This is a genomic window from Thermosipho sp. 1070 (genome assembly GCF_001682135.1).
GTDB lineage: Bacteria > Thermotogota > Thermotogae > Thermotogales > Fervidobacteriaceae > Thermosipho > Thermosipho affectus.
In genome coordinates this window covers 411,033-435,255 of the sequence record NZ_CP007121.1, presented here as the reverse complement: position 1 = coordinate 435,255, position 24,223 = coordinate 411,033, and the positions used below count along the sequence as shown (strand labels likewise).

26 protein-coding genes and 2 tRNA genes are annotated in these 24,223 nt (G+C 32.3%); 18 read left to right on the top strand and 10 right to left on the bottom strand.

The features are described 5' to 3' along the window. Positions 1 to 4: 4 nt before the first annotated feature. The gene (locus Y592_RS02155; protein ID WP_075665423.1) at positions 5 to 1,009 is read right to left on the bottom strand and encodes a M42 family metallopeptidase; all 1,005 of its coding nucleotides are present in this window, start codon (positions 1,007 to 1,009) and stop codon (positions 5 to 7) included. Positions 1,010 to 1,091: 82 nt separating this feature from the next. Between Y592_RS02155 and tilS the strand changes: the two genes are divergently transcribed. The 7 genes from tilS (at position 1,092) to Y592_RS02120 (ending at position 8,041) form a co-directional block, all read left to right on the top strand. Continuing rightward, positions 1,092 to 2,363 (top strand): tRNA lysidine(34) synthetase TilS, encoded by a 1,272-nt coding sequence (gene tilS, locus Y592_RS02150; RefSeq protein WP_075665422.1) that lies wholly within the window; start codon positions 1,092 to 1,094, stop codon positions 2,361 to 2,363. Continuing rightward, positions 2,360 to 4,204, top strand: coding sequence for an ATP-dependent zinc metalloprotease FtsH (gene ftsH, locus Y592_RS02145; protein WP_075665421.1), 1,845 nt, complete (start codon positions 2,360 to 2,362; stop codon positions 4,202 to 4,204). Before tilS ends, ftsH begins: the two co-directional genes overlap by 4 nt. Then, complete coding sequence (locus tag Y592_RS02140; protein ID WP_232218207.1) at positions 4,173 to 4,571, top strand: thioesterase family protein; 399 nt, start codon at positions 4,173 to 4,175, stop codon at positions 4,569 to 4,571. Before ftsH ends, Y592_RS02140 begins: the two co-directional genes overlap by 32 nt. After that, positions 4,555 to 5,919 (top strand): B12-binding domain-containing radical SAM protein, encoded by a 1,365-nt coding sequence (locus Y592_RS02135; protein ID WP_075665420.1) that lies wholly within the window; start codon positions 4,555 to 4,557, stop codon positions 5,917 to 5,919. The genes Y592_RS02140 and Y592_RS02135 overlap by 17 nt, the downstream gene beginning before the upstream one ends. A 255-nt stretch (positions 5,920 to 6,174) precedes the next feature. Further along, a tRNA-Leu gene (locus Y592_RS02130) sits at positions 6,175 to 6,264 on the top strand. A 32-nt stretch (positions 6,265 to 6,296) separates the two neighbouring features. Continuing rightward, positions 6,297 to 6,373: transfer RNA gene (locus Y592_RS02125), tRNA-Met, on the top strand. 525 nt (positions 6,374 to 6,898) lie between these two features. Then, complete coding sequence (locus Y592_RS02120) at positions 6,899 to 8,041, top strand: MFS transporter (protein ID WP_075665419.1); 1,143 nt, start codon at positions 6,899 to 6,901, stop codon at positions 8,039 to 8,041. Positions 8,042 to 8,054: 13 nt separating this feature from the next. Here the strand turns inward: Y592_RS02120 and Y592_RS02115 are convergent, their stop codons facing one another. The 9 genes from Y592_RS02115 to Y592_RS02075 are packed head-to-tail and all read right to left on the bottom strand — an operon-like array spanning position 8,055 to position 16,585. Beyond that, positions 8,055 to 8,837, bottom strand: coding sequence for an OAM dimerization domain-containing protein (locus Y592_RS02115; protein WP_075665418.1), 783 nt, complete (start codon positions 8,835 to 8,837; stop codon positions 8,055 to 8,057). Continuing rightward, positions 8,834 to 10,396, bottom strand: a complete 1,563-nt coding sequence (locus Y592_RS02110) for a lysine 5,6-aminomutase subunit alpha (RefSeq protein ID WP_075665417.1) — start codon at positions 10,394 to 10,396, stop codon at positions 8,834 to 8,836. The genes Y592_RS02115 and Y592_RS02110 overlap by 4 nt, the downstream gene beginning before the upstream one ends. Then, a complete protein-coding gene (locus Y592_RS02105) occupies positions 10,386 to 11,726 on the bottom strand; it encodes a MutS-related protein (protein WP_075665416.1) in 1,341 nt (446 codons plus the stop codon). The genes Y592_RS02110 and Y592_RS02105 overlap by 11 nt, the downstream gene beginning before the upstream one ends. After that, entirely contained in the window at positions 11,717 to 12,637 is a 921-nt protein-coding gene (locus Y592_RS02100) for a hypothetical protein (RefSeq protein ID WP_232218206.1), read from the bottom strand. The genes Y592_RS02105 and Y592_RS02100 overlap by 10 nt, the downstream gene beginning before the upstream one ends. A 41-nt stretch (positions 12,638 to 12,678) precedes the next feature. After that, positions 12,679 to 13,089 carry a MaoC family dehydratase gene (locus Y592_RS02095; RefSeq protein ID WP_075665414.1) on the bottom strand — a complete coding sequence of 137 codons (411 nt, stop codon included), beginning with the start codon at positions 13,087 to 13,089 and terminating at the stop codon, positions 12,679 to 12,681. Beyond that, the gene (gene ablA, locus Y592_RS02090; protein ID WP_077197904.1) at positions 13,086 to 14,357 is read right to left on the bottom strand and encodes a lysine 2,3-aminomutase; all 1,272 of its coding nucleotides are present in this window, start codon (positions 14,355 to 14,357) and stop codon (positions 13,086 to 13,088) included. The genes Y592_RS02095 and ablA overlap by 4 nt, the downstream gene beginning before the upstream one ends. Before the next feature lie 12 nt (positions 14,358 to 14,369). Then, on the bottom strand, positions 14,370 to 15,401 hold the full coding sequence (locus Y592_RS02085) for an L-erythro-3,5-diaminohexanoate dehydrogenase (RefSeq protein WP_075665412.1): 1,032 nt from the start codon (positions 15,399 to 15,401) through the stop codon (positions 14,370 to 14,372). A 1-nt stretch (position 15,402) separates the two neighbouring features. Next, positions 15,403 to 16,224, bottom strand: a complete 822-nt coding sequence (locus Y592_RS02080; RefSeq protein ID WP_075665411.1) for a 3-keto-5-aminohexanoate cleavage protein — start codon at positions 16,222 to 16,224, stop codon at positions 15,403 to 15,405. 1 nt (position 16,225) lies between these two features. Then, positions 16,226 to 16,585 (bottom strand): hotdog domain-containing protein, encoded by a 360-nt coding sequence (locus tag Y592_RS02075; RefSeq protein WP_075666683.1) that lies wholly within the window; start codon positions 16,583 to 16,585, stop codon positions 16,226 to 16,228. Between the two features lie 251 nt (positions 16,586 to 16,836). Here Y592_RS02075 and Y592_RS02070 point away from each other — a divergent pair, with 251 nt between their 5' ends. The 11 genes from Y592_RS02070 to secG are packed head-to-tail and all read left to right on the top strand — an operon-like array spanning position 16,837 to position 24,216. Continuing rightward, positions 16,837 to 17,652, top strand: a complete 816-nt coding sequence (locus Y592_RS02070) for a peptidoglycan DD-metalloendopeptidase family protein (RefSeq protein ID WP_075665410.1) — start codon at positions 16,837 to 16,839, stop codon at positions 17,650 to 17,652. Between the two features lie 3 nt (positions 17,653 to 17,655). Continuing rightward, positions 17,656 to 18,426, top strand: a complete 771-nt coding sequence (locus Y592_RS02065) for a 50S ribosomal protein L11 methyltransferase (RefSeq protein ID WP_075665409.1) — start codon at positions 17,656 to 17,658, stop codon at positions 18,424 to 18,426. Beyond that, positions 18,399 to 18,923, top strand: a complete 525-nt coding sequence (locus Y592_RS02060; RefSeq protein ID WP_075665408.1) for a DUF501 domain-containing protein — start codon at positions 18,399 to 18,401, stop codon at positions 18,921 to 18,923. The genes Y592_RS02065 and Y592_RS02060 overlap by 28 nt, the downstream gene beginning before the upstream one ends. Next, on the top strand, positions 18,923 to 19,381 hold the full coding sequence (locus Y592_RS02055; RefSeq protein ID WP_088368841.1) for a 23S rRNA (pseudouridine(1915)-N(3))-methyltransferase RlmH: 459 nt from the start codon (positions 18,923 to 18,925) through the stop codon (positions 19,379 to 19,381). Before Y592_RS02060 ends, Y592_RS02055 begins: the two co-directional genes overlap by 1 nt. A gap of 10 nt (positions 19,382 to 19,391) precedes the next feature. Then, positions 19,392 to 19,964 carry an RdgB/HAM1 family non-canonical purine NTP pyrophosphatase gene (gene rdgB / locus Y592_RS02050; protein ID WP_075665406.1) on the top strand — a complete coding sequence of 191 codons (573 nt, stop codon included), beginning with the start codon at positions 19,392 to 19,394 and terminating at the stop codon, positions 19,962 to 19,964. Continuing rightward, on the top strand, positions 19,961 to 20,437 hold the full coding sequence (locus Y592_RS02045; protein ID WP_075665405.1) for a hypothetical protein: 477 nt from the start codon (positions 19,961 to 19,963) through the stop codon (positions 20,435 to 20,437). Before rdgB ends, Y592_RS02045 begins: the two co-directional genes overlap by 4 nt. Further along, complete coding sequence (gene crcB / locus Y592_RS02040) at positions 20,434 to 20,811, top strand: fluoride efflux transporter CrcB (RefSeq protein WP_077287150.1); 378 nt, start codon at positions 20,434 to 20,436, stop codon at positions 20,809 to 20,811. The genes Y592_RS02045 and crcB overlap by 4 nt, the downstream gene beginning before the upstream one ends. Further along, positions 20,808 to 21,125 carry a DUF190 domain-containing protein gene (locus Y592_RS02035; protein ID WP_075665403.1) on the top strand — a complete coding sequence of 106 codons (318 nt, stop codon included), beginning with the start codon at positions 20,808 to 20,810 and terminating at the stop codon, positions 21,123 to 21,125. Before crcB ends, Y592_RS02035 begins: the two co-directional genes overlap by 4 nt. Beyond that, positions 21,122 to 22,144 carry a THUMP domain-containing class I SAM-dependent RNA methyltransferase gene (locus tag Y592_RS02030; RefSeq protein ID WP_075665402.1) on the top strand — a complete coding sequence of 341 codons (1,023 nt, stop codon included), beginning with the start codon at positions 21,122 to 21,124 and terminating at the stop codon, positions 22,142 to 22,144. The genes Y592_RS02035 and Y592_RS02030 overlap by 4 nt, the downstream gene beginning before the upstream one ends. 11 nt (positions 22,145 to 22,155) lie before the next feature. After that, a complete protein-coding gene (locus tag Y592_RS02025; RefSeq protein WP_075665401.1) occupies positions 22,156 to 23,925 on the top strand; it encodes a TIGR03960 family B12-binding radical SAM protein in 1,770 nt (589 codons plus the stop codon). A gap of 60 nt (positions 23,926 to 23,985) precedes the next feature. Beyond that, positions 23,986 to 24,216: a preprotein translocase subunit SecG gene (gene secG / locus Y592_RS02020; protein WP_172799327.1), complete on the top strand. Its 231-nt coding sequence runs from the start codon at positions 23,986 to 23,988 to the stop codon at positions 24,214 to 24,216. Positions 24,217 to 24,223: the final 7 nt, after the last annotated feature.

Here is a 24,223-nt window from a genome sequence, read left to right as displayed (position 1 = left end):
CAGCTTAAATTCCCTCCTCTACGTATTTCAAAATCAACTCAATAGTGGCTTCTACATCCTTTTTGTGTACCATTTCGTTTGGTGTGTGAATATACCTTGTGGCAATAGAAATAGTTGCACTTGGAATACCTGCTTTTGTGTTTTGATATCCACGTGCATCTGTTCCACCGTAAATTAAAACTTCCATTTGATATGGTATATTGTATTTTTCTGCAAGATCTCTTAATACGTTTACCATTTCTTTATCACTAATTGAATATCCGTCCTTTACCTTTATACATGCTCCACTTCCCAATTTCATTGATACTCTTTTATTTGCTTTTGGAGTATCACCTGCGGCGGTAACATCAATTGCTATAGCCACATCTGGATCAATATCATAGCCCGCAACTCTTGCGCCTATTATTCCAACTTCTTCTTGCACTGCAAATACTCCATATACCGAATTTTTTGTATTTTTAAGTTTTTTAAACACTTCTATTATTACTGCGCAACCAATTCTATCATCCATTGATTTTGAGATGAAATAATCGCCGTTTTCAATGAAGTATCCATCAAAGGTTCCAAAAGTTCCTATAGGACAAATTTTTTCTGCTTCTTCCTTTGACTTTGCCCCTATATCTACGTATATTTTGTCAAAGGACATATTTTTTATGTTTTCCGCTAAAATTTGACCTGTTTCTCCTTCAACATCAACTATACCTACAACATTACCAAATCTAACTTTTGAACGAAAGATCGTATAAGGTGATACACCACCCACCATGTCAATTTTTAAAAATCCGTTATCATCTATGTTTGTTACTACTACCCCAATCTCGTCCATATGTGCATCTAAAAGTATTTTTTTGCCAGATGAACCGTTTTTCCAGACAATTAAATTTCCCAATTTATCTACTTTATAACCGTCGATGTAACCTTCTAGCTCAGAGAGGATTACTTTTCTAATTTTCTCTTCTCGACCGCTTGGACTATGTGTTTCGGTAAGTTTTTTTATTAATTCTTTCATACATGAAAACCTCCTTTTAATTTTATCAATTTTATTATACACTACTAATGTGGAATTTAGCAAATAAAAAGAAGGTGAAAATGTGTTATCGATAGAGAGTTTTATCGAGAAGATAAACGATTATAGTGTTATCACGGAAAATGATAAGATTTTGGTTGCTGTTTCAGGTGGTGTGGATTCTATGACTTTGTTATACATATTAAATGAGATAAAAGAAAAAATAGGAATAGAAATTTTTTGTGCAACGATTGATCATGGTATAAGGAAGGAATCTAAAAATGAGGTAATTTTTGTGAAAAAATTTTGTGAGAGGTTAAATATTCCATGTTTTACATCAAGCGTTGATGCATTAGGTTATGCAAAAGAGAATAAATTGACACTTGAAGAAGCTGCAAGAAAGTTAAGATATAGCATTTTGAGAAACTTTAAGAAAAAATTAGGAGTAAAAAAGATTGCAGTTGCACATAATTTGAATGATTTAGTTGAAAATGTACTTTTTAGAATTTCACGGGGGACTGGTCCATTTGGAATTTATGGAATGAAACCTGTAAGTGGAGATATAATTAGACCTTTACTTTTTTATACAAGATTTGAAATAGAATCTTTTGCAAAAGAAAATAACATAGATTTTGTGGTAGATAAAACAAATTACGATGTAAAATACACAAGAAATTTTATAAGACATGAGATAGTTCCAAAGTTTAAAAAAATAAATCCGGCATTTGAGGTGGCTGTTTTTAGATTTGTAGAGAATTTATGGGAACTGGAAAAGTTCGTGGATAAAAAAATAAATTTAGAGAGTGTACCACTTTTAAATGGAATACTTTTTAAGATACCAGATGATGATTATGTTTTAATTGAATTTGTAAGACGACAGACATTAAAACACTATGGAGTTGCCCCTGATAAGGAAAAACTTGATAGACTGAAGAAAAATCTTTCCAAAACAACCTTTAAAGTTAATTTTTGGGGAAATTATGGGGTGGAAATATCGTATGGGTATGGTTTTTTGGGTGATTTTTTAAGTAGAAAATTTCGTTACGAAATAAATGCTCCACAGGAAATTTATGTAGAACCTTTTAATATAAAAATTGGAAAAAATGACAAAGATGGTATAATATTTAATAAGAGTTCTTTTGTTATAAGAAATTGGAAGTTTGGAGATAAGATAAAAGGGGGTAAAAAGTTAAAGGAAATGTTTGTGAGGAAAAAGATCCCATCATTTATTAGGAGAATTATACCCGTTTTTGTGGATAATGAAACGGTGTTTTTTGTTCCAGGTGTTTACGTTGATAAAGAAAGTGTCTCTAAAGAAGGATTATCTGTGAATGTGAAAGGAGGTTTATTATTTTGAATAAAGGAATTGGATCAATAATTGTAGGGCTTTTAATAATTTTAAGTATTTTTTGGATACTTGAGGGGGTGTTTTTCAACAGTAATACCTCAGAAACATCTATGAGGTATAGTGATTTTGTTAAAAGACTAGAATCAGATACCGGTGATATTGCAGAAGTTACGATAAAAGATGATGGAAGTGTAATATTAAGAACTATTTCTGGAAAGAGGTATAACGTTTATGCACCATGGGTTAAATACGATATGGACCTTATTAATAAAATGGTTAATAAGGGAATAATCGTAAATGGTGAAAAAAGTGTAGATAGTTCTTTTTGGGTTAATATTGTAGGAAATTTACTATTTTTCATTTTAATGCTTTTTATGTTTAGCTTTTTAATAAAGGGATTAGGAGGAAAAAATAATCAGGCGTTTACTTTTACCAAAAGTAGAGCCGAAAAGGTGGTTCCAGGTAAGAAAAAGATAACCTTTAAAGATGTTGCAGGTGTGGACGAAGCAGTTGAAGAATTACAGGAAATAGTTGACTTTTTAAAGAATCCTGGAAAATTTAACAAAATAGGTGCAAGGATGCCTAAAGGAGTTTTGCTTGTTGGACCTCCGGGAACTGGAAAAACATTGCTTGCAAGAGCAGTAGCGGGAGAAGCAAATGTGCCTTTCTTTCATATAAGTGGTTCTGATTTTGTGGAGTTATTTGTTGGTGTAGGTGCAGCAAGAGTTAGGGACTTGTTTAACCAAGCAAAATCTAATGCACCGTGTATTGTGTTTATCGATGAAATAGATGCCGTTGGAAGACATAGGGGAGCTGGACTTGGTGGTGGACATGATGAAAGGGAGCAAACGTTAAATCAACTTTTGGTGGAAATGGATGGGTTTGACGTAAAAGAAGGAATAGTCGTGATGGCGGCAACGAATAGACCAGATATATTAGATCCCGCTCTTTTAAGACCGGGAAGATTTGATAAAAAAGTAGTGGTTGACCCACCAGATGTAAAAGGAAGGGAAGAAATTTTAAAAATACATCTTAGGGGTAAACCTATATCTGAAGATGTAGATGTAAGGATTTTGGCAAAAAGGACGACGGGATTTGTTGGGGCGGATTTGGAAAATCTCGTTAATGAAGCAGCACTTCTTGCAGCAAGAGATGGTAGGGTACAAATGACTATGGATGATTTTGAAGAAGCTATTGATAGGGTGATTGCTGGCCCTGCAAGAAAATCGAGATTGATTTCGAATAAGCAAAAGGAAATTGTTGCGTATCATGAGTTAGGGCACGCCATAGTCGGAACAGAATTACCAAATTCTGACCCGGTTCATAAGGTGTCTATAATACCTAGGGGTTATAAAGCGTTGGGATTTACATTGCATCTTCCCGCAGAGGATAAGTACCTTATTAGTAAAAACGAACTAATGGATAATATAACAGCTTTGTTGGGAGGAAGGGCGGCAGAAGAAATAGTTTTTCACGATATAACAAGTGGTGCGGCAAATGATATTGAGAGAGCAACGGAAATAGCAAGAAAAATGGTTTGTGAACTTGGTATGAGTGATAACTTTGGACCACTTGCTTGGGGAAAGACGGAACAAGAAGTATTTTTGGGGAAAGAAATTACAAGGATGAGAAATTACAGTGAAGAAGTTGCAAAATTAATTGATAGTGAAGTGCAAAATATCGTAAACACATGTTATAACAGGGCAAAAGAAATATTAAATAAACATAGAGAAAAATTAGATGAACTTGCTCGAATTTTGTTAGAAAGAGAAGAAATTAGTGGAGAAGAGTTAAGGAAGTTACTTAAGGGGGATGATAGTGTTGTGGAGGAAGATAGAGGGGATAAGTAAAACTATAGAGTTTGTTCCCGATGATTCTTATATTTGGGACGAAGATGATGAAATGAGAAATTATCATTTTGTTTCAACTTCCGGTATTATTAAACAATTTGTAAGAGTGGGATATGAAATTTTATTAGAAGTATTACCAGAAGATTTGATTTCAGTTGTTTTGAGTGTGAAGGTAAAACAAATATTTCCCGTGATGGTTGGTGATAAATTGGTTTTGGGAGTTAGAGTTACGAAAATTGATGGAAATTATATATATTTTTCTGGAATTTTGACGAAAGATAATAAAAAAGTCGCTGAGGCAGAATTTGTTAGGGTTGTAGTTTCAAGAAATTATCTTAGGAGGAAAGCAGTTGAGGAAGCCACGTAAAAAAGATGATTTTCTAGAATATTCACATGTTAAAAAATTTAGTGATTCTGAAAAAAGATTCAAAGAATTTATGGGCAACCAGGGGGTTGCCTTAGTTTTTCCAAATAATTATACAGTAGCTGCATCATCTCTTTCGTGGAGTTGGGTGCAACAACTATTTTGGGAAAGTGGTATATACCCAGAGCGTTATTTCTATGAAAAGTGGTTTAGAAAATTTTATTCCGTTGAATCTTTTAAACCGTTAGATGAAAATAGAATTTTGTTATTTTCTCTGCATTTTGAGCTTGATTTTGAGAATATTTTGGATATTTTAAAAAAACTTGGAATACCATTGCTTGCCAATGAGAGAGATGAAGATTCACCAGTTATTGTGATTGGTGGAGCAATTACATTTTTTAACGAAGAGTTGATTAAACCCATTGCAGATGTAATAATTGTTGGAGATTTAGAAGATAAGGTTAAAGAAGTTTCAGAGGGAATTCGAATTTTATTAAAAAGTAGGAAAGAAGGATTGGAATATTTTAAAAGATTAAAATGGGAAGATAAAGTGACAAACTTTGATATTGGAAAAAAACTCCCTGTTTCTCATTTTGTAACACGATTTTCCGAATTTGGTGAAAAAAAGCTTCTAGAAATTGGTAGGGGATGTATTAGAAGATGCAATTTTTGTGTGATGGGGTATAATAAAAAGCCGGTAAAGTTTGTACATCCAAATGTTATAGAAGAATTTTTAAAAAATGAAACTTATCCAATTGGAATAATTAGTGCTACAATAACAGATTATCCATGGTTGGATGAATTATTGGATATTTTAGAGGGATATAATATAAAGTTTTCCGTTTCATCTATGAGGGCGGATGGTATCTCTGAGAGACTGTTGAGATTGTTAAAAGATAGTGGTCAAAAAAGCTTTACCATTGCACCTGAAGGGGTTTCACAAAGAATTAGAAATTTAATGTTGAAGGATATAGATGAGGATGATTTGTTATTTGCACTTGATATTGGAAGAAAAGTAAGTTTTAACAGTATAAAGATGTATTATATAGTTGGTGTAGGTGAGGAATTATCTGATTTTGTAGAATTAAAGTCTTTTTTAGAGAAAGTAAAAAAAATGGGGTATAAATCAATAACTTTAAGTGTTAATCCTTTGATTCCAAAGAAAAAAACCCCATTTTATGGTAGGGAATTTATTAGTAATGGGGAATATAATAAAATAAGGAAGTGGATGAAGGAGAGTCTAAAAGGAATAAGAATAAACTTTGAAAGTTATAAACTTTCAAAAAAACAATATGAATTTAATGTTATGTCTGAAAAGGAAATTGTTGATCATATAAAAAAAAGATTTTAAATGTTTGTTTTGTACAGTACTAAATATAACTTTTCCGATATCATGTATATTACAAATAAAAACTAAAAATTTAGCACGTGGTGCACTATAGGTGTTTTTTTATAATCTGTAGATAGAAAATAGCTTTGGCAGTATTTCAAAGCAATTTTTTATTTGATTTTTCCTCAGATTTGTTTTATATAATCCTATTTTTTGAAACACTCTTCAAAAGGTATTGACTATTTTACATTTTATGTTAAAATAAATTACGGTGACGCCGGGGTGGCGGAATTGGGAGACGCAGCGGACTTAAAATCCGCTGGGGGTTACACCTCCGTGTCGGTTCGAGTCCGATCCCCGGCACCACTTGAGAATAATAGCAGTGTTGTTATATACGATGCGGGGTGGAGCAGTCTGGAAGCTCGTTGGGCTCATAACCCAAAGGCCGCAGGTTCAAATCCTGCCCCCGCTACCAGAAAAAGGTGGAACCGAAAATGGTTCTACCTTTTTTTATCTAGTCTGGAAGCGTTTTAGGTGTTAGTATCGAGAAGGAATTGTTTTTCATTTGTTGACTGTGAAAACATTCGTAGTAATTTTCTTGAGATTTTTTACAAATTTGTGGAGAAAATTACTATAAAGGCTGAAGATTTTTTGCATAAGATGATGAAAAGATTGTTGTGGTAAAATCTTCAAAATATTACTTTTTAAGAATATTAGAATTTACTAGATATTATTTGGTAGCACATTGGTTGTCAATTCCATCGTTTATAGTAGAATAACAAAACATTTTGTGACAATTTTATGACGGAATTGGAGATTTTTATTAGTGTTATTTGCGGCATAAATGATTTCTCAATCTATTGAGGTTTTTTTATAATGAAAGGTAAGAAAAAGTAGATTAATAACGATAATTTTCATACTATGACTTCTAAATTTATATTTATCACTGTAAGATTTATTGGGATAGCTATAAATTTTTTAATTACGAAGGGGGAGTTGTATGAGATTTCACAGATATCATTTTATTTCAGTATGTTTCTCTATATTGTTTTATTTAATAACTTCATATGTAAACTCAATGGGTTCGAAGTTGGGGTTAGCATATTCTCAGATTGGTATGATAAATTTTTTTGGTGCACTTTCTTACGTGATAACTAGTATTAGTATAGGTCATCTTGGTGATAAGTTTGGTTATAAAAAGATATTGATAGTGGAGTTTTTGCTGTATTTTTTCTTTTTAGTTGTTTCATTAAATTTATCAGGCATATTTTCTTTAATAGTAATAGCTGTTATATCAAACTTATTTTTTGGAAGTTTTTATCCTCAAATTGAGGGACTAATATCAAAAAGCGAATCGTTAGCAAACTTTCCACATTCTAAAACAGTTATGAGATTTAATCTTTCGTGGAGTTTTGGAAATATCATTGGGATGGCTTTGGGACCATTTATGACTGTAAAATATCCACAAATAATATTTGGATATGGTTTATTTCTTTCTACTACTATGAGTATTTTTGTTTGGTATGATTATAAAAGCTTTGGAAATTACATAAGACTTTTGTGTTGCAATTTTAAAATGGAAAAGATAGTGAAAAATATAAAAAAATATAGGTTGGTGTATAGAAGTACGTTGTTTTTTTCAGGACTTTTGTATACGTCAGTTTTGGCTCTTTTTCCAAAATTAATAAGTTCATATGGTACGGCGCTTAGTTTAACAGGATTTTTAATTGCCTTTGCAAATTTGTCAGTTTTTTTGACTTTTTTATTTATGGGGAAATTTAACTTTTGGGTGGGAAAACCAAAGGTTTCTTTTTATTTTTTATTAGTATTGCCGGTAACTTCCCTTCTTATGTTTTTTAAACCATCGCCAATGTTATTTTTGGTAATTTCTTTCTTGAGTGGAATGTGTTACGCTATTCCATATACATTTGCAATATACTATGGGCTTCATTCTGAAGAAGATGATCAGGGAAAGCAAGGAGGATTTCATGAAGCTGTAATTGGTCTTTTGTTTGGTTTTGGTCCATTAATTGGTGGAACTTTTTTGGATTATTTTTCTGGGATAAAGGGGCTTGGAATTTTTGGACTATTGTTGACGATTATAGTATTTTTTATTCAAATAAGGTTTTTAATAAAAAAATAGGGGCTTTTGCCCCTTATTTATTTAATCTTTTATATACTTCATGCGCAAGGAATGAACCTACATGTTCTGCAAATGTATTAGGGCCAAACCCCGCATCGTATCCCAGTTCTTTTGCAAGCTCATGTGTTATTCTTGGCCCGCCAACTACCAATACTAATTTTTCTCTTAAGCCTTCTGCTTCAAGTAATTCCACAAGTTCGGTAAGGTGTTTTATATGTATATTTTTTTGAGTAACGGTTTGTGAGACAAGTAATGCATCTGCGTTAACCTCGATTGCTTTTTTTACAAATTCTTCAACTGGTACTTGACTTCCCATGTTGTATATTTCGAACATTTCGTATCTTTCAAGTCCGTAGTGTCCGGCAAATCCTTTCATGTTTAAAATAGCATCTAGCCCAACTGTGTGTGCGTCAGTTCCTATAGTGGCACCTACTACTACTATTTTTCTGCCTATTTTTTCTTTTATAAATTTATCTATCTCATACATTGTCATTTCCTCAACGTGAACTTTTGGAACATGTATACTTGTATAGTCTATTGTGTGAATGCAATCTCCATAGCCAATGAAAAATGTAAAACCATTTGTTAATTCTTTTGAAAATACTATTTGTGGATTTTCAAGACCCATTTTTTTCATTAGTATTTTTGCCGCTTCTGTAGCTTCATCTCCAAATGGTACAGGTAGTGTAAAACTTACTTGTAATTTCCCATCATTCATGGTGTCACCATAGGGTTTAACCGCTTTAAGGTTTAGTGTTTTATCTATATTCTTTTTTTCAAGATTGTATCCACTCATTCTTGACACCTTCTTTCTAACATTTTATCAAAAAATGGGTTTATATAATTTTTGCCTTTCATAAATACTCCGTCAAGTCCTTTTCCACCATTTATTGGTCTTTTTATATTTGCAAAGACTCCTAAACTTAAAGCTTTAAAAAGCCCGATTTCTGATATTTTTTCGAGGAGTTCTATAGCTTCATTTAAAACTTGTTTGGCTCTATTTTGTATTAAACCATTTTCTTTAAAGTATATTTCATCTCCTATGTTTTTCATGTTATTAAATATGTATTTTGCCGTTTCAATTGCGAGGTATCTATCTGACATAAATGGAGTATGGATAGCTTCAGTTAACATGCCTAGAAGTTGGATTCCTTGTTTAGTCCAAATTGAAATTACGTTGAACATTGCATCTTGAACTAGTCCTTTGAATATATTTCCTGTCATATATTTTGTTGGAGGCATGTATTTTAAAGGAGCTTTTGGAAATATTTCTCTTGCCATTTGAGCTTGTGCAAGCTCGTATAAAAAGCCATTTTCAAGATCAGGATTCATTTCAAATGCGTGGCCTAAACCCATTTGTTCTTCGGGAAGATTTGCTATTAATGCAAGTTGTTCGTTTATAAATTGTGAGGCAAGAACGGTATGTGCTTCTTGATATGCATCGGCCGTTGTAAGATAATTGTCCTCACCTGTGTTTATTATTATCCCAGCAAATCCATTTATTACTCTTGAAAAATGCTGATCAATTATAGTTCTTTGCATATTAATATCCCGAAATAGAATGCCGTAAAGGGCATCGTTTAACATCATATCTAATCTTTCAATAGCTCCCATTGCGGCTATTTCTGGCATACAAAGGCCTGATGCATAATTTACTTGTCTGATATATCTTCCGACTTCGCGGGAAACCTCATCTAGTGCTTTCCTCATTATTTTAAAGTTTTCCTGAGTAGCATAAGTTCCCCCAAAACCTTCTGTAGTTGGGCCATATGGTACATAGTCAAGTAAACTTTGTGCAGTAGAACGAATTACCGCAATTATATCTGCACCTTGTCGTGCGGCAGCCTGTGCCTGAACGACATCTTCGTATATATTTCCCGTGGCAACTATTACATAAAGATATGGTTGCTTTCCATCACCAATTTCATTTATCATTTTTTCTCGTATGTTTTTATTTTCTTTTATGCGGTTTATTGTACTTTCAACTAATGGATTTAGAATATCCAATACATTTTCTATGGAATGTGTTTTTACTTTGCTTAAATCCAATTCTTTTTTAGCTATTTTTTCTGCTATTTCTTGTGGGGAGAGTTCTGTTTCTATCATTGCGTTTCCAATAAAATATGCTGCACCTTGTTCTAAAATTCCTTTTTCTTTTAAGTGATCAACAACGACATTTGGAAGAGGAACTTTTTCATTATTTGTTCCATCTATACCTAAAAATCTGCATATTGTTCTTTCGATAGAAGTTGTGGAGCGAGGTTCTACGAATTCTTTTATATCTTTGGCTATTTTTTGGGCAAGTTTTTTTGCGTAGTCTACTTTTTTGAAATCAAGTCCTAGTTTACTCTCCATTTTCCAATACCTCCTCTATTTTTTCCACTATATTGTTGTCTATATCTAGTAATTTTAATATTTTTATTGCTTCTTTTGGAGAATTTTTTTGCGTTATTTCTTCAAGTGAATAGTCAAAATAATCTTGTAATTCTTTGTTTTTGTCTATTTTTTCTATATCTTTTAATCCCTTAACTCTTAAATGACGCATATTTGAAGATAGTACATTGTCAAAATGTGTAGTTATTGCGCATACTATATTTGGTTTGTTAAATAACTTTGCAATTGCTTTAACTATAGCTTTTCCTTCTAATGGGTTTGTCGTACGTGCAGGTTCATCAAGTAAAATCAAAAATTTTTTGTTACTTTTGATTTGTTTAAATATGTTATTTAAAATTTTCATTTCAGCGGCAAATGAAGAAAGTCCAAGTTTTTCATCTTGAAAATCTCCTGAAATAAAGAAGATATCATCAAAAATTGGCAAAAAGGCGTTTTCCGCTGGAATATAAAATCCTTTTTGAAATAGAATTTGAGAAAGTGCTATTGTTTTTAAAAGAATAGTTTTTCCACCCATATTTGCACCGGTTATAATTTGTGTGCCGTTTTTTAAGGTTATATCTACTTTTTGAAAATGTTTTCCGGTATTTTCGAGTATTTCTTTTACTTCAGGGTTAAAAAGTTTAGAAAGCTTTATAGTAAGTTGCTCCGATATATTGGGTTTTTTTAGATCCAGTTTTTTGGAAAGTTCCATTTTTGATATGGAAAGATCCAAAAATCCAATAGTTTCATAGTTTTTTAAAAAATTATGTGAATGTCTGGATAATCTTTCGGAAAGATTTTTGCATATTTTTTCCTCTATTTCTTTTTCTTTTATAGATAGCTTGAGTAATTTTTCCTCATCTTTTATTTTAGCTTTTTCTTTTCTTATATTTTCAAGTTCTTTGTCATAGCTACTGTATATGTAAAAGGTTGGAAGATTTTGGTTTTCTGGATCTAGAATTTGGAAAGGTTTATGTAATTTTTCAAGCTTAAAGCAATCCAGAAGATTTAAATCTTTGAGAATTTCAAATAATTCGTTTGAAAAGTATGAGAATTGTTTTAATTGAAACAGTTCAATTTCATCAAGTGTTGTTCCAGTTGTTAATTTATTTATAGTTTTAAGTATATCCTGAAAGTGTGAGAGAATGTTTTTGATTTTATCAATTGGTATATCAAACAATTTTTCCATAGCTTTTAGATGTAATTGTATTGTATCTTTATCCGATAAAAGATTTAGATTTTCAAGGTATCTTTTGCCAATTTGCGAGGAAAAGTCCAAATTTTGTTTGATGTAATCAAAGCCTATATCCATTCACCTTCAACCTTTCTAACGTTTAATATGGGTAATTTTATTTTACTTGATAGTTTTTCGATTAGTAGTTTGTCGTCTATTACAAAGCCATTTGGGGAATATGGGTTTACCGTAACTAAACACAAATTTGGCTTGTGTAGCACCAATATCTTTCCACCTTTTTTTTGATAGAGTTTTAAATAAAAACTATTTACAAATATTTTTGAAAAATCCTTAACTACCAAAGTTGGATAGGTATTATTATTTATCAATTTCCTTAAAAATTTTTCCGTTAATGCCCCGCCTATTAGAATTTCCTTTTGGTCTTTTATTAAACTTAAATCATTGATATTTAAAGATGAACGTGCTATTAGTTTTAAATCTTTTGTAAATATACCTGATTTTATATCCAACTTTTCAGGGTATAAAGGGAGATTTATTTTGTAAAATAAATCCAATGTTTTTTCAACTATTTTTTCTATATCCAAACTTACTGCAGCACCAGTTGAAAGTACTACTGCATCGCTTAATGTTGAACTACTTATTCTAGACAAAGCCCCGTCTATTAGTATTTTTTCCACTCCAAATGTTTGAAGTATTGAATTTATTTCTTTGAGCCATTGGATTGTAGTGGGGCCTGATAAAATTATTTTTCCTTTTTCAAGTGCCTTTGCAATTATTACTCTTCCCGTTGATGTGCTTCTGTCTGAAACATATAGTATTTCTGAAAGAAAATTTTTCCTTTTGTAAAAATTTTCTGTAGTTACAAATAAGATCCCATTGTCGACTAATATGTTTGGTTTTTTTGTGAAAGTTACTTGATCTGTATCTTCACCATCAATCCCAATTGATGTGACTCCCAATACGAAATCTTTCTGCAAATGCTTTAGCAGAAAATTAAACGTTTCTGTTTTTCCTGTGTTTTTTTCCAATCCTACAATTGCTATTGTTTTGAATTTTTTAAACAAATTTATCAAAGGAATTTTAACGAAAGTAGAGCATCTCCTTCCACACATAATTCGTCTTTTTCGTTAAAAATTAACGTGGAAACTTTTATCCTCTTTTTTTCATCATGCTTTTCCAATACTTTTATTTTTATTTTTATGTTTTTTCCTACGTATACAGGCCTTAAAAATTTTGCGTTTTGTGACATGTATATTGTTCCAGGACCTGGAAACTCCATTCCCAAAACATATGAAATATAACCAAGGAGAAGAATGCCATGGGCAATTCTTCCTCCAAAAATAGATTTTTTGGCATATTCTTCATCAATATGTACAGGATTTTTGTCTCCCGTAATTTCTGCAAATTGAAATACATGTTTTTCTTCTACCTTTATAACCTTTTCATATGTTTGGCCGACGCTTAATTCTTCATATTTCATCTTTTTTCTCCCCTTTTTTCTTTCCAGTTTTTGATTCTTTCATGTCTTTCAAGGTGTGTGGGTTCGATGGATATTTTTTTGCTTTCATAAAGAGAGGCAATGCCTGTAAACTCATATTTTCTTCTGTATTCACTATCGTCTACATCTGATTTTGTTTCTTCTGGTTCGTGATATGCAACGATAACACCTTCATAATTACGTAAAATTGCGGTGTTATTTGAATAAGAGATTAGATATTGAGGCATTAGCCTAATTTTCCCACCACCTGCTGGTGCATCGACAACGTATGTTGGAACACAAAAACCTGAAGTATGTCCAATTAAGCTTTCTATTATTCTCAATCCAGTTCCAATGGATGTTCTAAAGTGAGAAATTCCCTGTGAAAGATCACATTGGTAAATATAGTACGGTCTTACCCTTATTTTTACAAGTTGGTGGACAAGTTCCATCATGATATATGGACTGTCGTTTATTCCACGTAAAAGTACAGATTGATTTCCCAATGGAATACCGGAATCTGCAAGCATTTCACAAGCTTTCGAACTTTCAGGTGTTATTTCTTTTGGATGGTTAAATTGCATATTAATCCATATTGGATGATATTTTTTTAGCATATTGGTGAGTTCTTTTGTAACGATTTGTGGAATGACTACAGGTGCCCTTGTTCCTATTCTAATTATCTCCACATGTTTTATCTTTCTCAATTCTTTTAATATGTATTCAAGCATATCGATTCCAGCAAGTAATGCGTCTCCACCGGAAAGTAATACATCTCTAACTTCAGGAGTTTCCCTTATGTATTCGATAGCTGCATCTATTTCACTTTTTGTTCTAGCTCTATCATGTTGACCTGCAAATCTTCTTCTTGTACAGTGTCTACAATACATAGCACACATATCGGTAATTAAAAACAAAACCCTATCTGGATATCTGTGTGTTAATCCTGGAACTGGAGAATCTTCATCCTCGTGTAGTGGATCAACCATATCCCAAGGTTTTAGTTCAAGTTCTTTTATTGTAGGTACTGCTTGTCTTCTAATGGGGCATTTTGGATTATCAGGATCCATAAGTGAGGCGTAATAAGGTGTTATTGCCATTCTCAAAGTTTTAAGGCTTTGTCTTATTCCCTCTTCTTCTTCCTTGGTAAGGTTGATTACTTTTTTTAAAGTGTCTACGTCTGTTATTCTGTTTCTTATTTGCCATTTCCAATCATTCCATTCTTCTTCTGTTACATCTTTCCAAAGTGGTATATCTTTATAATGTCTCATCCTATCCCCCCATTAACAATATTTTGATTCAAATAGCTTTCTTATTTCATTAGATTCTCTGATAATATTCAAACTTAGTTGTGCGTGACCCTTAGTATATCCATTTCCAATTATCATAGTTACGTCTTTTCCCACACCTTCAGCTCCCAAGGCTGCCCGAGTGAAAGATGTGGCCATACTAAAGAAATAAATTATTCCTTCATCTTTAGTAATTAATATAGAAGACATTTCAGTACCTTCGACGTTAACGTTGTTAATAGTTACATCTGCAAGTTCACTAACTTCTGTGAATTTTTGGTATACTTCCACAGGTTTTGTGGCATCTGCGACTATTACGTGGTGTGCAAGGTTTAAATCAATTATTTTTTGAGCATTTTCCTTAGAATATTCTATTACAATAACTTTACCATTTTTTCCAACATTTTTCATTGCTTGATAGGTGCAGAGTATTCCAGATTTTCCACCACCACCTATTATTGCAACTGTCATTCCAGGTTTTACAAGTTTATTTACTTGCGCTGGTGCACCTGCAACATCTAAAACGGCAAGTGCGAGTTTTTCTGGAATGTCATCTGGAAGTTTTGCGTAAATTCCCGTTTCGAATAATATTGCTTTTCCCTTTATATCCACTTGTTCCGCATCAATTTTTATATCTAAAATTTCGTCAATTTTTAGTGGGGTAAGGGAAAGGGATACAAGGGTTGCAATTTTGTCCCCTACCTTTAGGTCTGTTTTTAAATCTTTTCCTATTTCTTTAACAGTCCCTATTAACATACCACCACTACCAGTTAAGGGATTTTGAAGCTTTCCCTTTTCTTTTACTATTGAGAGAATTGTTTTTTTTATGCATTCGATATTGTTGTTACACGAATTTTTTATCTGAGTAAAGCTTGCAGAGTCCACGTTTAAAGTCTTTACATCTATTAGTATTTCGTTGGAATAGATTTCCATGTTGTTATCTATTTTTTTTGCAGCTTGTGGTAAAAAACCTTCTGGTTCAATAACCCTGTGCGTTCCATATGGACATCCCTTCTTATTTATCATCTTACTCCTCCTTTTTTATTTCCAAAATTTTTCTTGCCTCATCTGGGGTTGCAATTTCCCTTCCCAACTCCTTTGCAATTCTTACAATTCTTTCCACAAGTTGGGCATTCGATTTTGCAAGCACCCCTTTTTTATAATAGATGTTATCTTCAAATCCCACTCTGACGTGTCCACCCATAAGTATGGCGTGAACTGCCAATGGAAGTTCATATTTTCCTATACCGGCAACACTCCATGTAGAACCTTCTGGAAGTTTTGAAACTAGATAAACGAGATCATCTATCGTTGCTGGTATTGCCCCAGGCACTCCCATAACAAAATCAAAATGGAGGGGTAAATCAAGTATTCCTTTTTTTACTAGATTTAATGCATTTTGAATCATTCCACGTTCGAAAACTTCAATTTCTGGTTTTATATTTCTTTTTTTCATTTCAATAGCAAACTTTTCTATGTATTCCATTGGATTTAAAAAGACATCATTTCCAAAATTGCAAGTTCCTGCACTAAGTGTTGCCATTTCTGGATTTGTTAGTAATGGTTGCATTCTTTCTTCGAAGGTGTGCCACGTTGCTCCACCTGTGGAAGGTTGGAAGATTATGTTGCACTTTTTTTCTATCTTTTCCTTTATTTCTTTGTAGATTTCGTATGATTGTGTAGGTGTTCCATCATTTTTCCGTGCGTGGATATGCGCAATAGATGCACCTGCAAGGTAACATTCGTATACTTCATCTGCAATTTCATCTGGTGTAATGGGAAGATTGGGTTGTTTTTCTTTTGTAACTTCTGCACCTGTTACGGCAACGGTGATAATAAGTTTTTCCATGTTATCCCCTTCTTTGTTTGTCGAGTGGAACTACACATGTCCCTATAGCTTTACAAACGATTATTGGTTCTTCCAGCACATCTGCTGCACTATCGTTTATATCCGGTCTTGCAGTTATAATCTTTTTTGCTATAAATTCCATTTTTCTAGAAGTTTTACCAACTTTAATTATTTCACCTGTTATTTCTATAAAGTCTCCTGCATAAACTGGTGCTAAAAATTCAATATTTTCATATGCGCGAAACAATCCTTCGTCTCCATCATGACGAATGAGTAATTCCGTTGCAACATCACCAAAAAGCTGCAAAATTTTTGCACCATCAACTAAATTGCCACCATAATGGGCATCTGCACTACTCATTCGTACTTTTAATGTGGTTTTCACATAATCCCCCCTTTATTTTTACATTACAGTTTTAATATTAACAGAACAGGGGGTATTAAGCAAAATTTGTAAAATATTATTAAAAATGATTAACTTAATTTAGCTTTTTTAATGTGTTTTTTATTTATTTTTTCAAAGATACTTTTAAATTTTTATTTTTTATTTGATTTTATGAGTTTTTGTATGGTAAAATAATTTTGTCTTTAATGAGAGGAGCGTATTAAACTATGAAGAAGATTTCATTTATTATTTTGCTTGTCTCAGTTTTTGTATTTCCCAGTTATTTTATTTTAAGCTATTATGTACAACCTGGGGATACTATATATAAGCTATCCCAGGTATTTGGGGTTTCACCGTCTGTCATCCTTGATTGGAATGATATTGATCCGTATAATTTGAAGGTCGGTGAAGTTTTAAAGATACCTCAACCTTCTGGTATTATATACGAGGTTCAACAAGGAGATAGTCTTTATTCGATTGCGTTAAGATTTTTTACAACGGTAGATGATATAAAAGTTTCAAATGATTTGAAGAGCACCTATATTTATGTAGGACAGAAATTATTTGTCCCTCTAGATTATGTTGGAAAAGCTTTTAATGTATATGATAAAGATTTCATTTGGCCGGTTTTTGGAAAGATTTCTTCTACATATGGGTGGAGAATGCACCCTATTTATCATAGAAAAAGTTTTCACACAGGGGTAGATATTTCTGCACCAATGGGGACTCCTATCTTTTCTGCTACAAATGGAGTTGTGAAATTTGCAGGTGAATATGGGGGTTATGGACTTGCAGTTATAGTTGATTATGGTAGTTACGACATAGTTTATGGTCATATGTCGAAAATATGTGTGTATAAAGGACAGAGTTTAAGAAGAGGAGAATTAATTGGAAGAGTAGGTTCGACAGGGGTGAGTACCGGTCCACATTTGCATTTTGAAGTGAGAAGAAATGGAAGGCATACAAATCCCATGGCTTTTCTTCCTTCGTACGGAAGGATGTATGTGTTGAAGGATGAAGGTTTGTATTTAGGTGGTGAATAAAAAATGGAATTTTTTGAGAGAGTTTATAGGATATCTAATGAAAATGTAGAAAAATTGGAAGAATATTTTTTTGATAAACAAATTAACAATTATTATTTTTATGAAACAAAAGAGGGAATTTTTTTAGTTGTAGTTAGTGAGAAAAAGGATTTTGATTTTGATTTTTCATTTGACATTGTTGAAGAAAGGGTAACATCATCAGATGATTGGGTGAAGAATTTAATTTCTCGTCCTTTTGAATTCATTGAAGGGGTATGGATAGATCCAGATTTTCACGATATAAAAAAGGGAGTAGTTATAAAGATAACACCAGGACTTGCGTTTGGTACAGGACTTCACGATACAACGAAACTTGCCGCGTCTTTTTTGAAGGAGTATTTAAGACCAGGTATGGATGTTTTGGACTTAGGTTGTGGTAGCGGTATATTAAGTATTTTATCTAAAAAATTAGGTGCAAATAGAGTTTTAGGTGTTGATAATGATCCACTTGCCGTTGAATCTGCTCTTGAAAATGTAAAAAAGAATAATGGAGATGTTGAAATTAGAAAGTCAGATTTATTTAAAAATGTAGATGGAAAGTACGATTTGATTGTATCGAATATAATTGCCGAAATTTTAATAGAAGCATTGGAGGATATGCCTAAATATTTAAAAAAGGATGGAATAGTTATTTTATCCGGGATTATAGATTCAAAATTAGATTTGTTTAAGCATTTAAATATTATAGAACATCGGAGGAAAAACGAATGGAATGCACTGGTGATAAAGTTTTAAATAAAATAGTTGCCAAACAACTTGGACGGGAGATTACTAACTTTTGCAATGTTACACGTTTTTGTTCTTATGGATTTCCACAGGTTGTTGTTAGTTTGCCTGTTAAAGATGGAAAACCTTTTCCCACATTGTATTATTTAACGTGTCCTTTTCTTGTAAAAGAGGTATCTCGATTGGAAGAAAAGGGAATGATAAAAGAAATTGAAAGAATAATAAGCAAAGATGAAAGGTTTAGAGAGCGTCTATTTTTAGCACACAAGAAAGTTATAGATTTAAGAGATAAGTTTTTCTTAAAAAAAGAGTTCTTAGATTTTAAACGCTGGAGAGAAGAATTAAAAAAAGTAGGAACAGGTGGGATTTCAAATTTTTCAAAGGTAAAGTGTTTGCATCTGCATTTAGCAGATTTTTTATCTGGGATAGAAAATCCAGTTGGAGAGATTATCTTTAAAAAACTAGAAAGATTGGAATGTGAAGATAAATATTGTGAGGGATTGTAGTGTACATAGAAATAATTATTCCTGGAAAACTTTCTAAGCATCTTCGAGATGCTTTTGATTTTTATTTGGGAAAGATAAAAAGATTTGCAAAGGTAAAAGTAACTTTTATTAAATTGGGTGGAGATCTTAACAAACTTTCGAGAGGTGTTATACTTAAAAATGAAGCAAAGGAGATTTTAAGTAAAATAAAGGGGAGGAAATTTGTTTTACTTGATCTTTTTGGGAAACAAATTGATAGTTTGGAATTTTCTAAATTTTTGGATATGCAGATGTTTGAAGGGGAGATTGTTTTTGTTATAGGAGGGCCATTAGGGGTAGATGAGCAATTAAGGAGGTTATCTTTAAAGAGGATATCGTTATCAAAATTTACTTTTACACATGAAATGGTACTAATATTGCTATTAGAACAGATTTTTAGGGGATTTAAAATAATAAATAACGAAAAATATCACTATTAGGGGTGTGAAAATGATTTACATTGCAACTTCAAACCCGCACAAGGTTGAAGAGATTAGGATTATTTTAGAAGGTATAGAAGTTGAAAGGTCTCCTAAAAATGTAGAGGTTATTGAAGATGGAAAGTCTTTTTACGAGAATTCCATGAAAAAAGCCTATTATTATGGACTTGCTTTAAATACACCGGTTATTGCAGATGATTCCGGACTTGAAATTAATGCGTTGGGAAAATTTCCCGGAGTTGAAAGTGCAAGATTTATGGAAGGAAAACCTTATGTTTTAAAGATGGAGAAAATTCTTAAAATGTTAGAGAGCAAGGTTGATAGATCTGCACAATTTGTTTGTGTTGCAACTTATTTTAATCCCAAAAAGGGAGTGCTGATTTCTGTGGAAGGAAAAGTTGAAGGTGAAATTTCAAGAGAAATAAAAGGGAATTTTGGATTTGGATATGATCCATTTTTTATTCCGCACGGATATGAAAAAACTTTTGGGGAATTGGGAGACGAGATTAAAAGAAAGATAAGTCACAGAAGCCGTGCATTTAGAAAGTTGTTTAAAATTTTAAAAGAGGTGGAGGAATTTTGAGAATTCTTTTATCTAAAAGTTTTTTAGTGGAAGAATTTGATCCGGATATTTGGATTACAACTGATTTTGAAAGTTATAACGTTCCGTATACGATTTTTTATAACGGTGAGCATGTGTTTATCCACGGACAGTACAGGCTTGTTGATGTAGTCTTGAGAAATACTAAAAGGAAAATTAGATTGGAAAATTACGTTGTCTCAATAATTAATGGAACTCAGATTGGAATTGCCGAAAATTATTTAGAGGATGTGGATTTTTTCTTTTTGTTTGACAAGACAGTATATACATCTAAATTTCTTTTGAGAAAAGCACAGATAATGGTTGCAAGTGATATTTCGAAAAGGATGTGTTTTGCAATATTGCTCTTCAAAGATAGACCAAATTATATTCGAGTATTTCCAGAGAATGGAATAGTAGATGATAGTATGTCTTATGTTTTATACGAAAAGCTTGAAAGAAGTGAAATATCGTGAAGATAGTTTATATAGCTTTGGGTGGAGCATTGGGTGCATTATCAAGATATTTTGTTTCAAAATTTGTTAATTCCCACCTTCCTTTTGGTTATATCCCCTTTGGAACTGTTATTGTTAATGTTGTTGGTGCCTTTTTATTATCTTTTCTAATGTTTTTAAATATCGAAAGGTTGGAGATTTCAAGGAGTTTTTTGATGTTTTTTGGAACGGGTTTTCTAGGATCATTTACTACTTTTTCAACGTTTACATATGAATCTTTATCTTTATTTTTAACAAGTCCGTTTAGGGCTTTTTGTTATTTTTCTTCAAATGTAGTTTTGGGATTTTTGGCCGCATTTTTGGGGATGGTACTTGGAAGGGGGAGAGTTTTATGAAGTTGCTCAGAATTTATTTGGGGGAAAAAGATGTACATTTTGGAAAACCTGTTTTTGAATATATTGTAAAACTTGCATACGATGAAGGATTAAGAGGAATAACTGTTATGAAAGGAATAATTGGCTTTGGACACAAGAGGCATATACATAGGAGTGATTTTTTTTCTCTATCTGAAGATTTACCAATAGTTATTGATATAGTAGATGAAAAGAATAAAATTGATATGTTTTTACAAAAAGTAAAGGAGTTAAATTTTGACGGATTGATAGTTGAAATGCCGGTAAACGCGTATTATATGGAGAAGAAAATATGACTTTTTTACTTACTTGTACAACAGGTCTTGAGGCAGCTGTAGCACTTGAATTGAGAAAGATGGGGTATAAGATATTGGAATCGGTTTCAGGACGTGTGTATATTAAGGGAGAGCTAAAGGATATACCTTTCCTCAACATTAACCTTAGGACAGCCGAGAGAGTTTTAATATTGCTTGAGCGAAAAAAGGTAACAAGCTTTGAAGAACTTTACAAGGCAATATACAATATTAATTGGTCGGATTTTGTGGATGGTAAAGTTTATATTTCGGATATTTCATCTGTAAAGTCAAAACTTTCCGCAAAAGGTGCGATAATTTCCGTTGCGTATGCTGCTATAAAGAAAAAGATAAAACAAAGAAAAAATACGATATTTCCCGTTAGGTTAGTTTTAAAAAGAGATGAACTTCAAGTACTTTTAGATACAACTGGAGAAAAAGCGTTAAGTAAAAGAGGTTATAGATTAAAGACATCTAAAGCTCCTTTAAGGGAAACAATAGCGGCTTCGATGATTTTGCTTTCAAGGTGGAATAAAAATATGTTGGTTGATCCATTTTGTGGAAGTGGAACAATTCCCATAGAGGCTGCTTTGATAAAATCTAATACTCCGCCGGGGATTTTTAGAGATTTTGTTTCTGAAAATTGGGGATTTTTAAAGTGGCCTAAAAGAATAAAAAGAAATATAAATGTTTCTGGAATATATGGATACGATATTGATAATTCTATTTTAAAGGTTGCAAGAGCTAACGCAGAAAGGTTTGGAATATCGGGTTTAATTTTTGGGAATAAATCTTTTGGAGATTATACCTTTGATAATGTGTGGGTTGTTACCAATCCTCCGTATGGTGAAAGGATAAAAACAGATGTGGATTTTTCTTTATTCTTGAAAAAATTTAAAAATTCCAAGTTTTACATTCTTTCACCGGATAATCAATTTGAAAAATTTTTTGGTAGAAGGGCAACAAAGAAGATAAGATTTCAAAATAGCGGAATTTGGGTTTGGTTTTATATGTTTTATTGAGGAGGTAGTATATGATCTTAAGGTTTTTAAATGAGGAGCTTTTGAATGTTCAAAAACCCGCAAGATATATTGGAGGAGAGTTTAATCAGGTTAGGAAAGATGTTGAGAATAAATTTAGAATTGCACTTGCCTTTCCAGATGTGTATGAAGTAGGAATGTCACACTATGGTCTTGAATTATTGTACCATTACATTAATTCATTTGAAGAATTTTACGCAGAACGGGTGTTTTTGCCATGGGTTGATATGATAGAGCTGATGGAAAAAAAAGATATACCACTATTTACTCTTGAAACAAAAACTCCAGTCTTTAACATGAATGTTTTGGGAATATCAATAGAATATGAGTTGTCTTATACAAATGTATTAAAACTTTTGGAACTTTCCAAAATAAATGTTGAATCTGAAAAAAGAAAAGATGGTGATCCAATAGTTATTGCAGGAGGCCCTGTTGTTTTTAATATTGAGCCTATAGCCGGTGTTTTTGATATAGTCTATATAGGAGATGGAGAGAAGAATTTAAGGCAATTGTTAGATCTTTTATGCGAAACAAAAGGGGCAAGAAGGTTAGATAGGTTAAAAGAGGCAGCAAAGATTCCGGGGATATATATTCCCCAGTTTTACAGGCAAAGGGGAAAAAAGGTTGTTCCAATTAAAGATGTTCCAAAAAAGATTAAAAAGAATGCTATAGGTGATCTTGATGAATGCTTTGTCCCAATAAGACAGATTATTCCAAATGTACAAAGTATTCACGATAGGGGAGTTATTGAGATTAGTAGGGGTTGTACTAGAGGATGTAGATTTTGTCATGCAGGTTATGTATATAGACCTGTAAGAGAAAGAAGCAAGAAAAATGTTGTTGAAAATGCAAAAAAAATTTTGAAAGAAACAGGATATGAAGAAATTTCGCTTTTATCATTATCTGCTATGGATCATACAACTTTAAATGAGATTGTAGATGGACTTTTACCTTACATTAAAGAGAAAAAAATTTCAATGTCTATTCCTTCTACAAGGGTTGATGCGTTTAACATTGAGTTGCTTTCAAAAATAGCTTCGGTTAGAAAAAGAGGAATTACCCTTGCACCAGAGGCTGGTTCACAAACGATGAGAAATAAAATAAACAAAAATATAGATTTTAATGAAATTTACAACAGTGCTTTGGAAGCAAAAAAGGCAGGTTGGAATAAAATAAAGCTTTATTTTATGGTAGGATTTCCAGATGAAACAGAGGGTGATATAAAGGAAATAGGTGAGTTGTTAAGAGAAATAAAAAGGATGAAGTTTAAACTTGTTACTGCATCTGTTAATTTACTTGTTCCAAAACCTCACACGGCTTTTCAATTTGTCAAAATTAGAGAACCAGAATATATGGAGTATGTTTATAGTATTTTGAAAAATTACAAAAGATATGCAAAAATTGATGTAAATGATGGAAAAAAAAGTTTTGTTGAGGGAATTTTATCAAGAGGTGATAGGCATTTATTTAGGGTAATTATGAAAAAATATAAGATGTCTTATTATGATGAATGGACAGAGTTTTTTAATTTTGATGAGTGGATAGAGTCGTTTAAAGATATAGATTTAGACAAATACAAAGGACCATATAGTTTAAAAGATGATTTTCCATGGGACCATATAGATTCAGGGGTTACAAAATACTTTCTTTGGAAAGAGTATGAAAGATTCTTCAAAGGCGAGAGTACAAAAGATTGTAGAAATGTTTGTAGTTATTGTGGAGTATGCCAGATTTTAAATGTGGAAAATAACCTTAAGATTTGATTTGGATATTTTGATATGTTATAATAAAGCTTAGAAAAAACTTGGATGGAGGTGTGTCTAGTGGACAAGGTGATGCTAATAGTACATGGAATTATTAGTGTTATTTTGATTTATCTTTCTTTAAAACAGATGGGAAAATTTGCGGAACTTGGTGGAGCGTTTGGTTCGGGATCTATGAATACGATATTTGGAAGAGAAAAGGGGTTAGATACAGAGGGAAAAATTACCGTTTTGTTTGGTATTTTGTTCTTTGTCTCGAGCATTTTGACAGCTTTCTTTATTTCCAGATAGGGGTGGT

Bases quoted from the DNA above. Each gene is read 5' to 3' on its own strand.
- Y592_RS02155 (WP_075665423.1), bottom strand. From the start codon at position 1,009: ATGAAAGAATTAATAAAAAAACTTACCGAAACACATAGTCCAAGCGGT.
- Y592_RS02120 (WP_075665419.1), top strand. From the start codon at position 6,899: ATGAGATTTCACAGATATCATTTTATTTCAGTATGTTTCTCTATATTG.
- Y592_RS02115 (WP_075665418.1), bottom strand. From the start codon at position 8,837: ATGAGTGGATACAATCTTGAAAAAAAGAATATAGATAAAACACTAAAC.
- Y592_RS02110 (WP_075665417.1), bottom strand. From the start codon at position 10,396: ATGGAGAGTAAACTAGGACTTGATTTCAAAAAAGTAGACTACGCAAAA.
- Y592_RS02105 (WP_075665416.1), bottom strand. From the start codon at position 11,726: ATGGATATAGGCTTTGATTACATCAAACAAAATTTGGACTTTTCCTCG.
- Y592_RS02095 (WP_075665414.1), bottom strand. From the start codon at position 13,089: ATGAAATATGAAGAATTAAGCGTCGGCCAAACATATGAAAAGGTTATA.
- ablA (WP_077197904.1), bottom strand. From the start codon at position 14,357: ATGAGACATTATAAAGATATACCACTTTGGAAAGATGTAACAGAAGAA.
- Y592_RS02085 (WP_075665412.1), bottom strand. From the start codon at position 15,401: ATGATAAATAAGAAGGGATGTCCATATGGAACGCACAGGGTTATTGAA.
- Y592_RS02080 (WP_075665411.1), bottom strand. From the start codon at position 16,224: ATGGAAAAACTTATTATCACCGTTGCCGTAACAGGTGCAGAAGTTACA.
- Y592_RS02075 (WP_075666683.1), bottom strand. From the start codon at position 16,585: ATGAGTAGTGCAGATGCCCATTATGGTGGCAATTTAGTTGATGGTGCA.
- Y592_RS02070 (WP_075665410.1), top strand. From the start codon at position 16,837: ATGAAGAAGATTTCATTTATTATTTTGCTTGTCTCAGTTTTTGTATTT.
- Y592_RS02065 (WP_075665409.1), top strand. From the start codon at position 17,656: ATGGAATTTTTTGAGAGAGTTTATAGGATATCTAATGAAAATGTAGAA.
- Y592_RS02060 (WP_075665408.1), top strand. From the start codon at position 18,399: ATGGAATGCACTGGTGATAAAGTTTTAAATAAAATAGTTGCCAAACAA.
- rdgB (WP_075665406.1), top strand. From the start codon at position 19,392: ATGATTTACATTGCAACTTCAAACCCGCACAAGGTTGAAGAGATTAGG.
- Y592_RS02035 (WP_075665403.1), top strand. From the start codon at position 20,808: ATGAAGTTGCTCAGAATTTATTTGGGGGAAAAAGATGTACATTTTGGA.
- Y592_RS02030 (WP_075665402.1), top strand. From the start codon at position 21,122: ATGACTTTTTTACTTACTTGTACAACAGGTCTTGAGGCAGCTGTAGCA.
- Y592_RS02025 (WP_075665401.1), top strand. From the start codon at position 22,156: ATGATCTTAAGGTTTTTAAATGAGGAGCTTTTGAATGTTCAAAAACCC.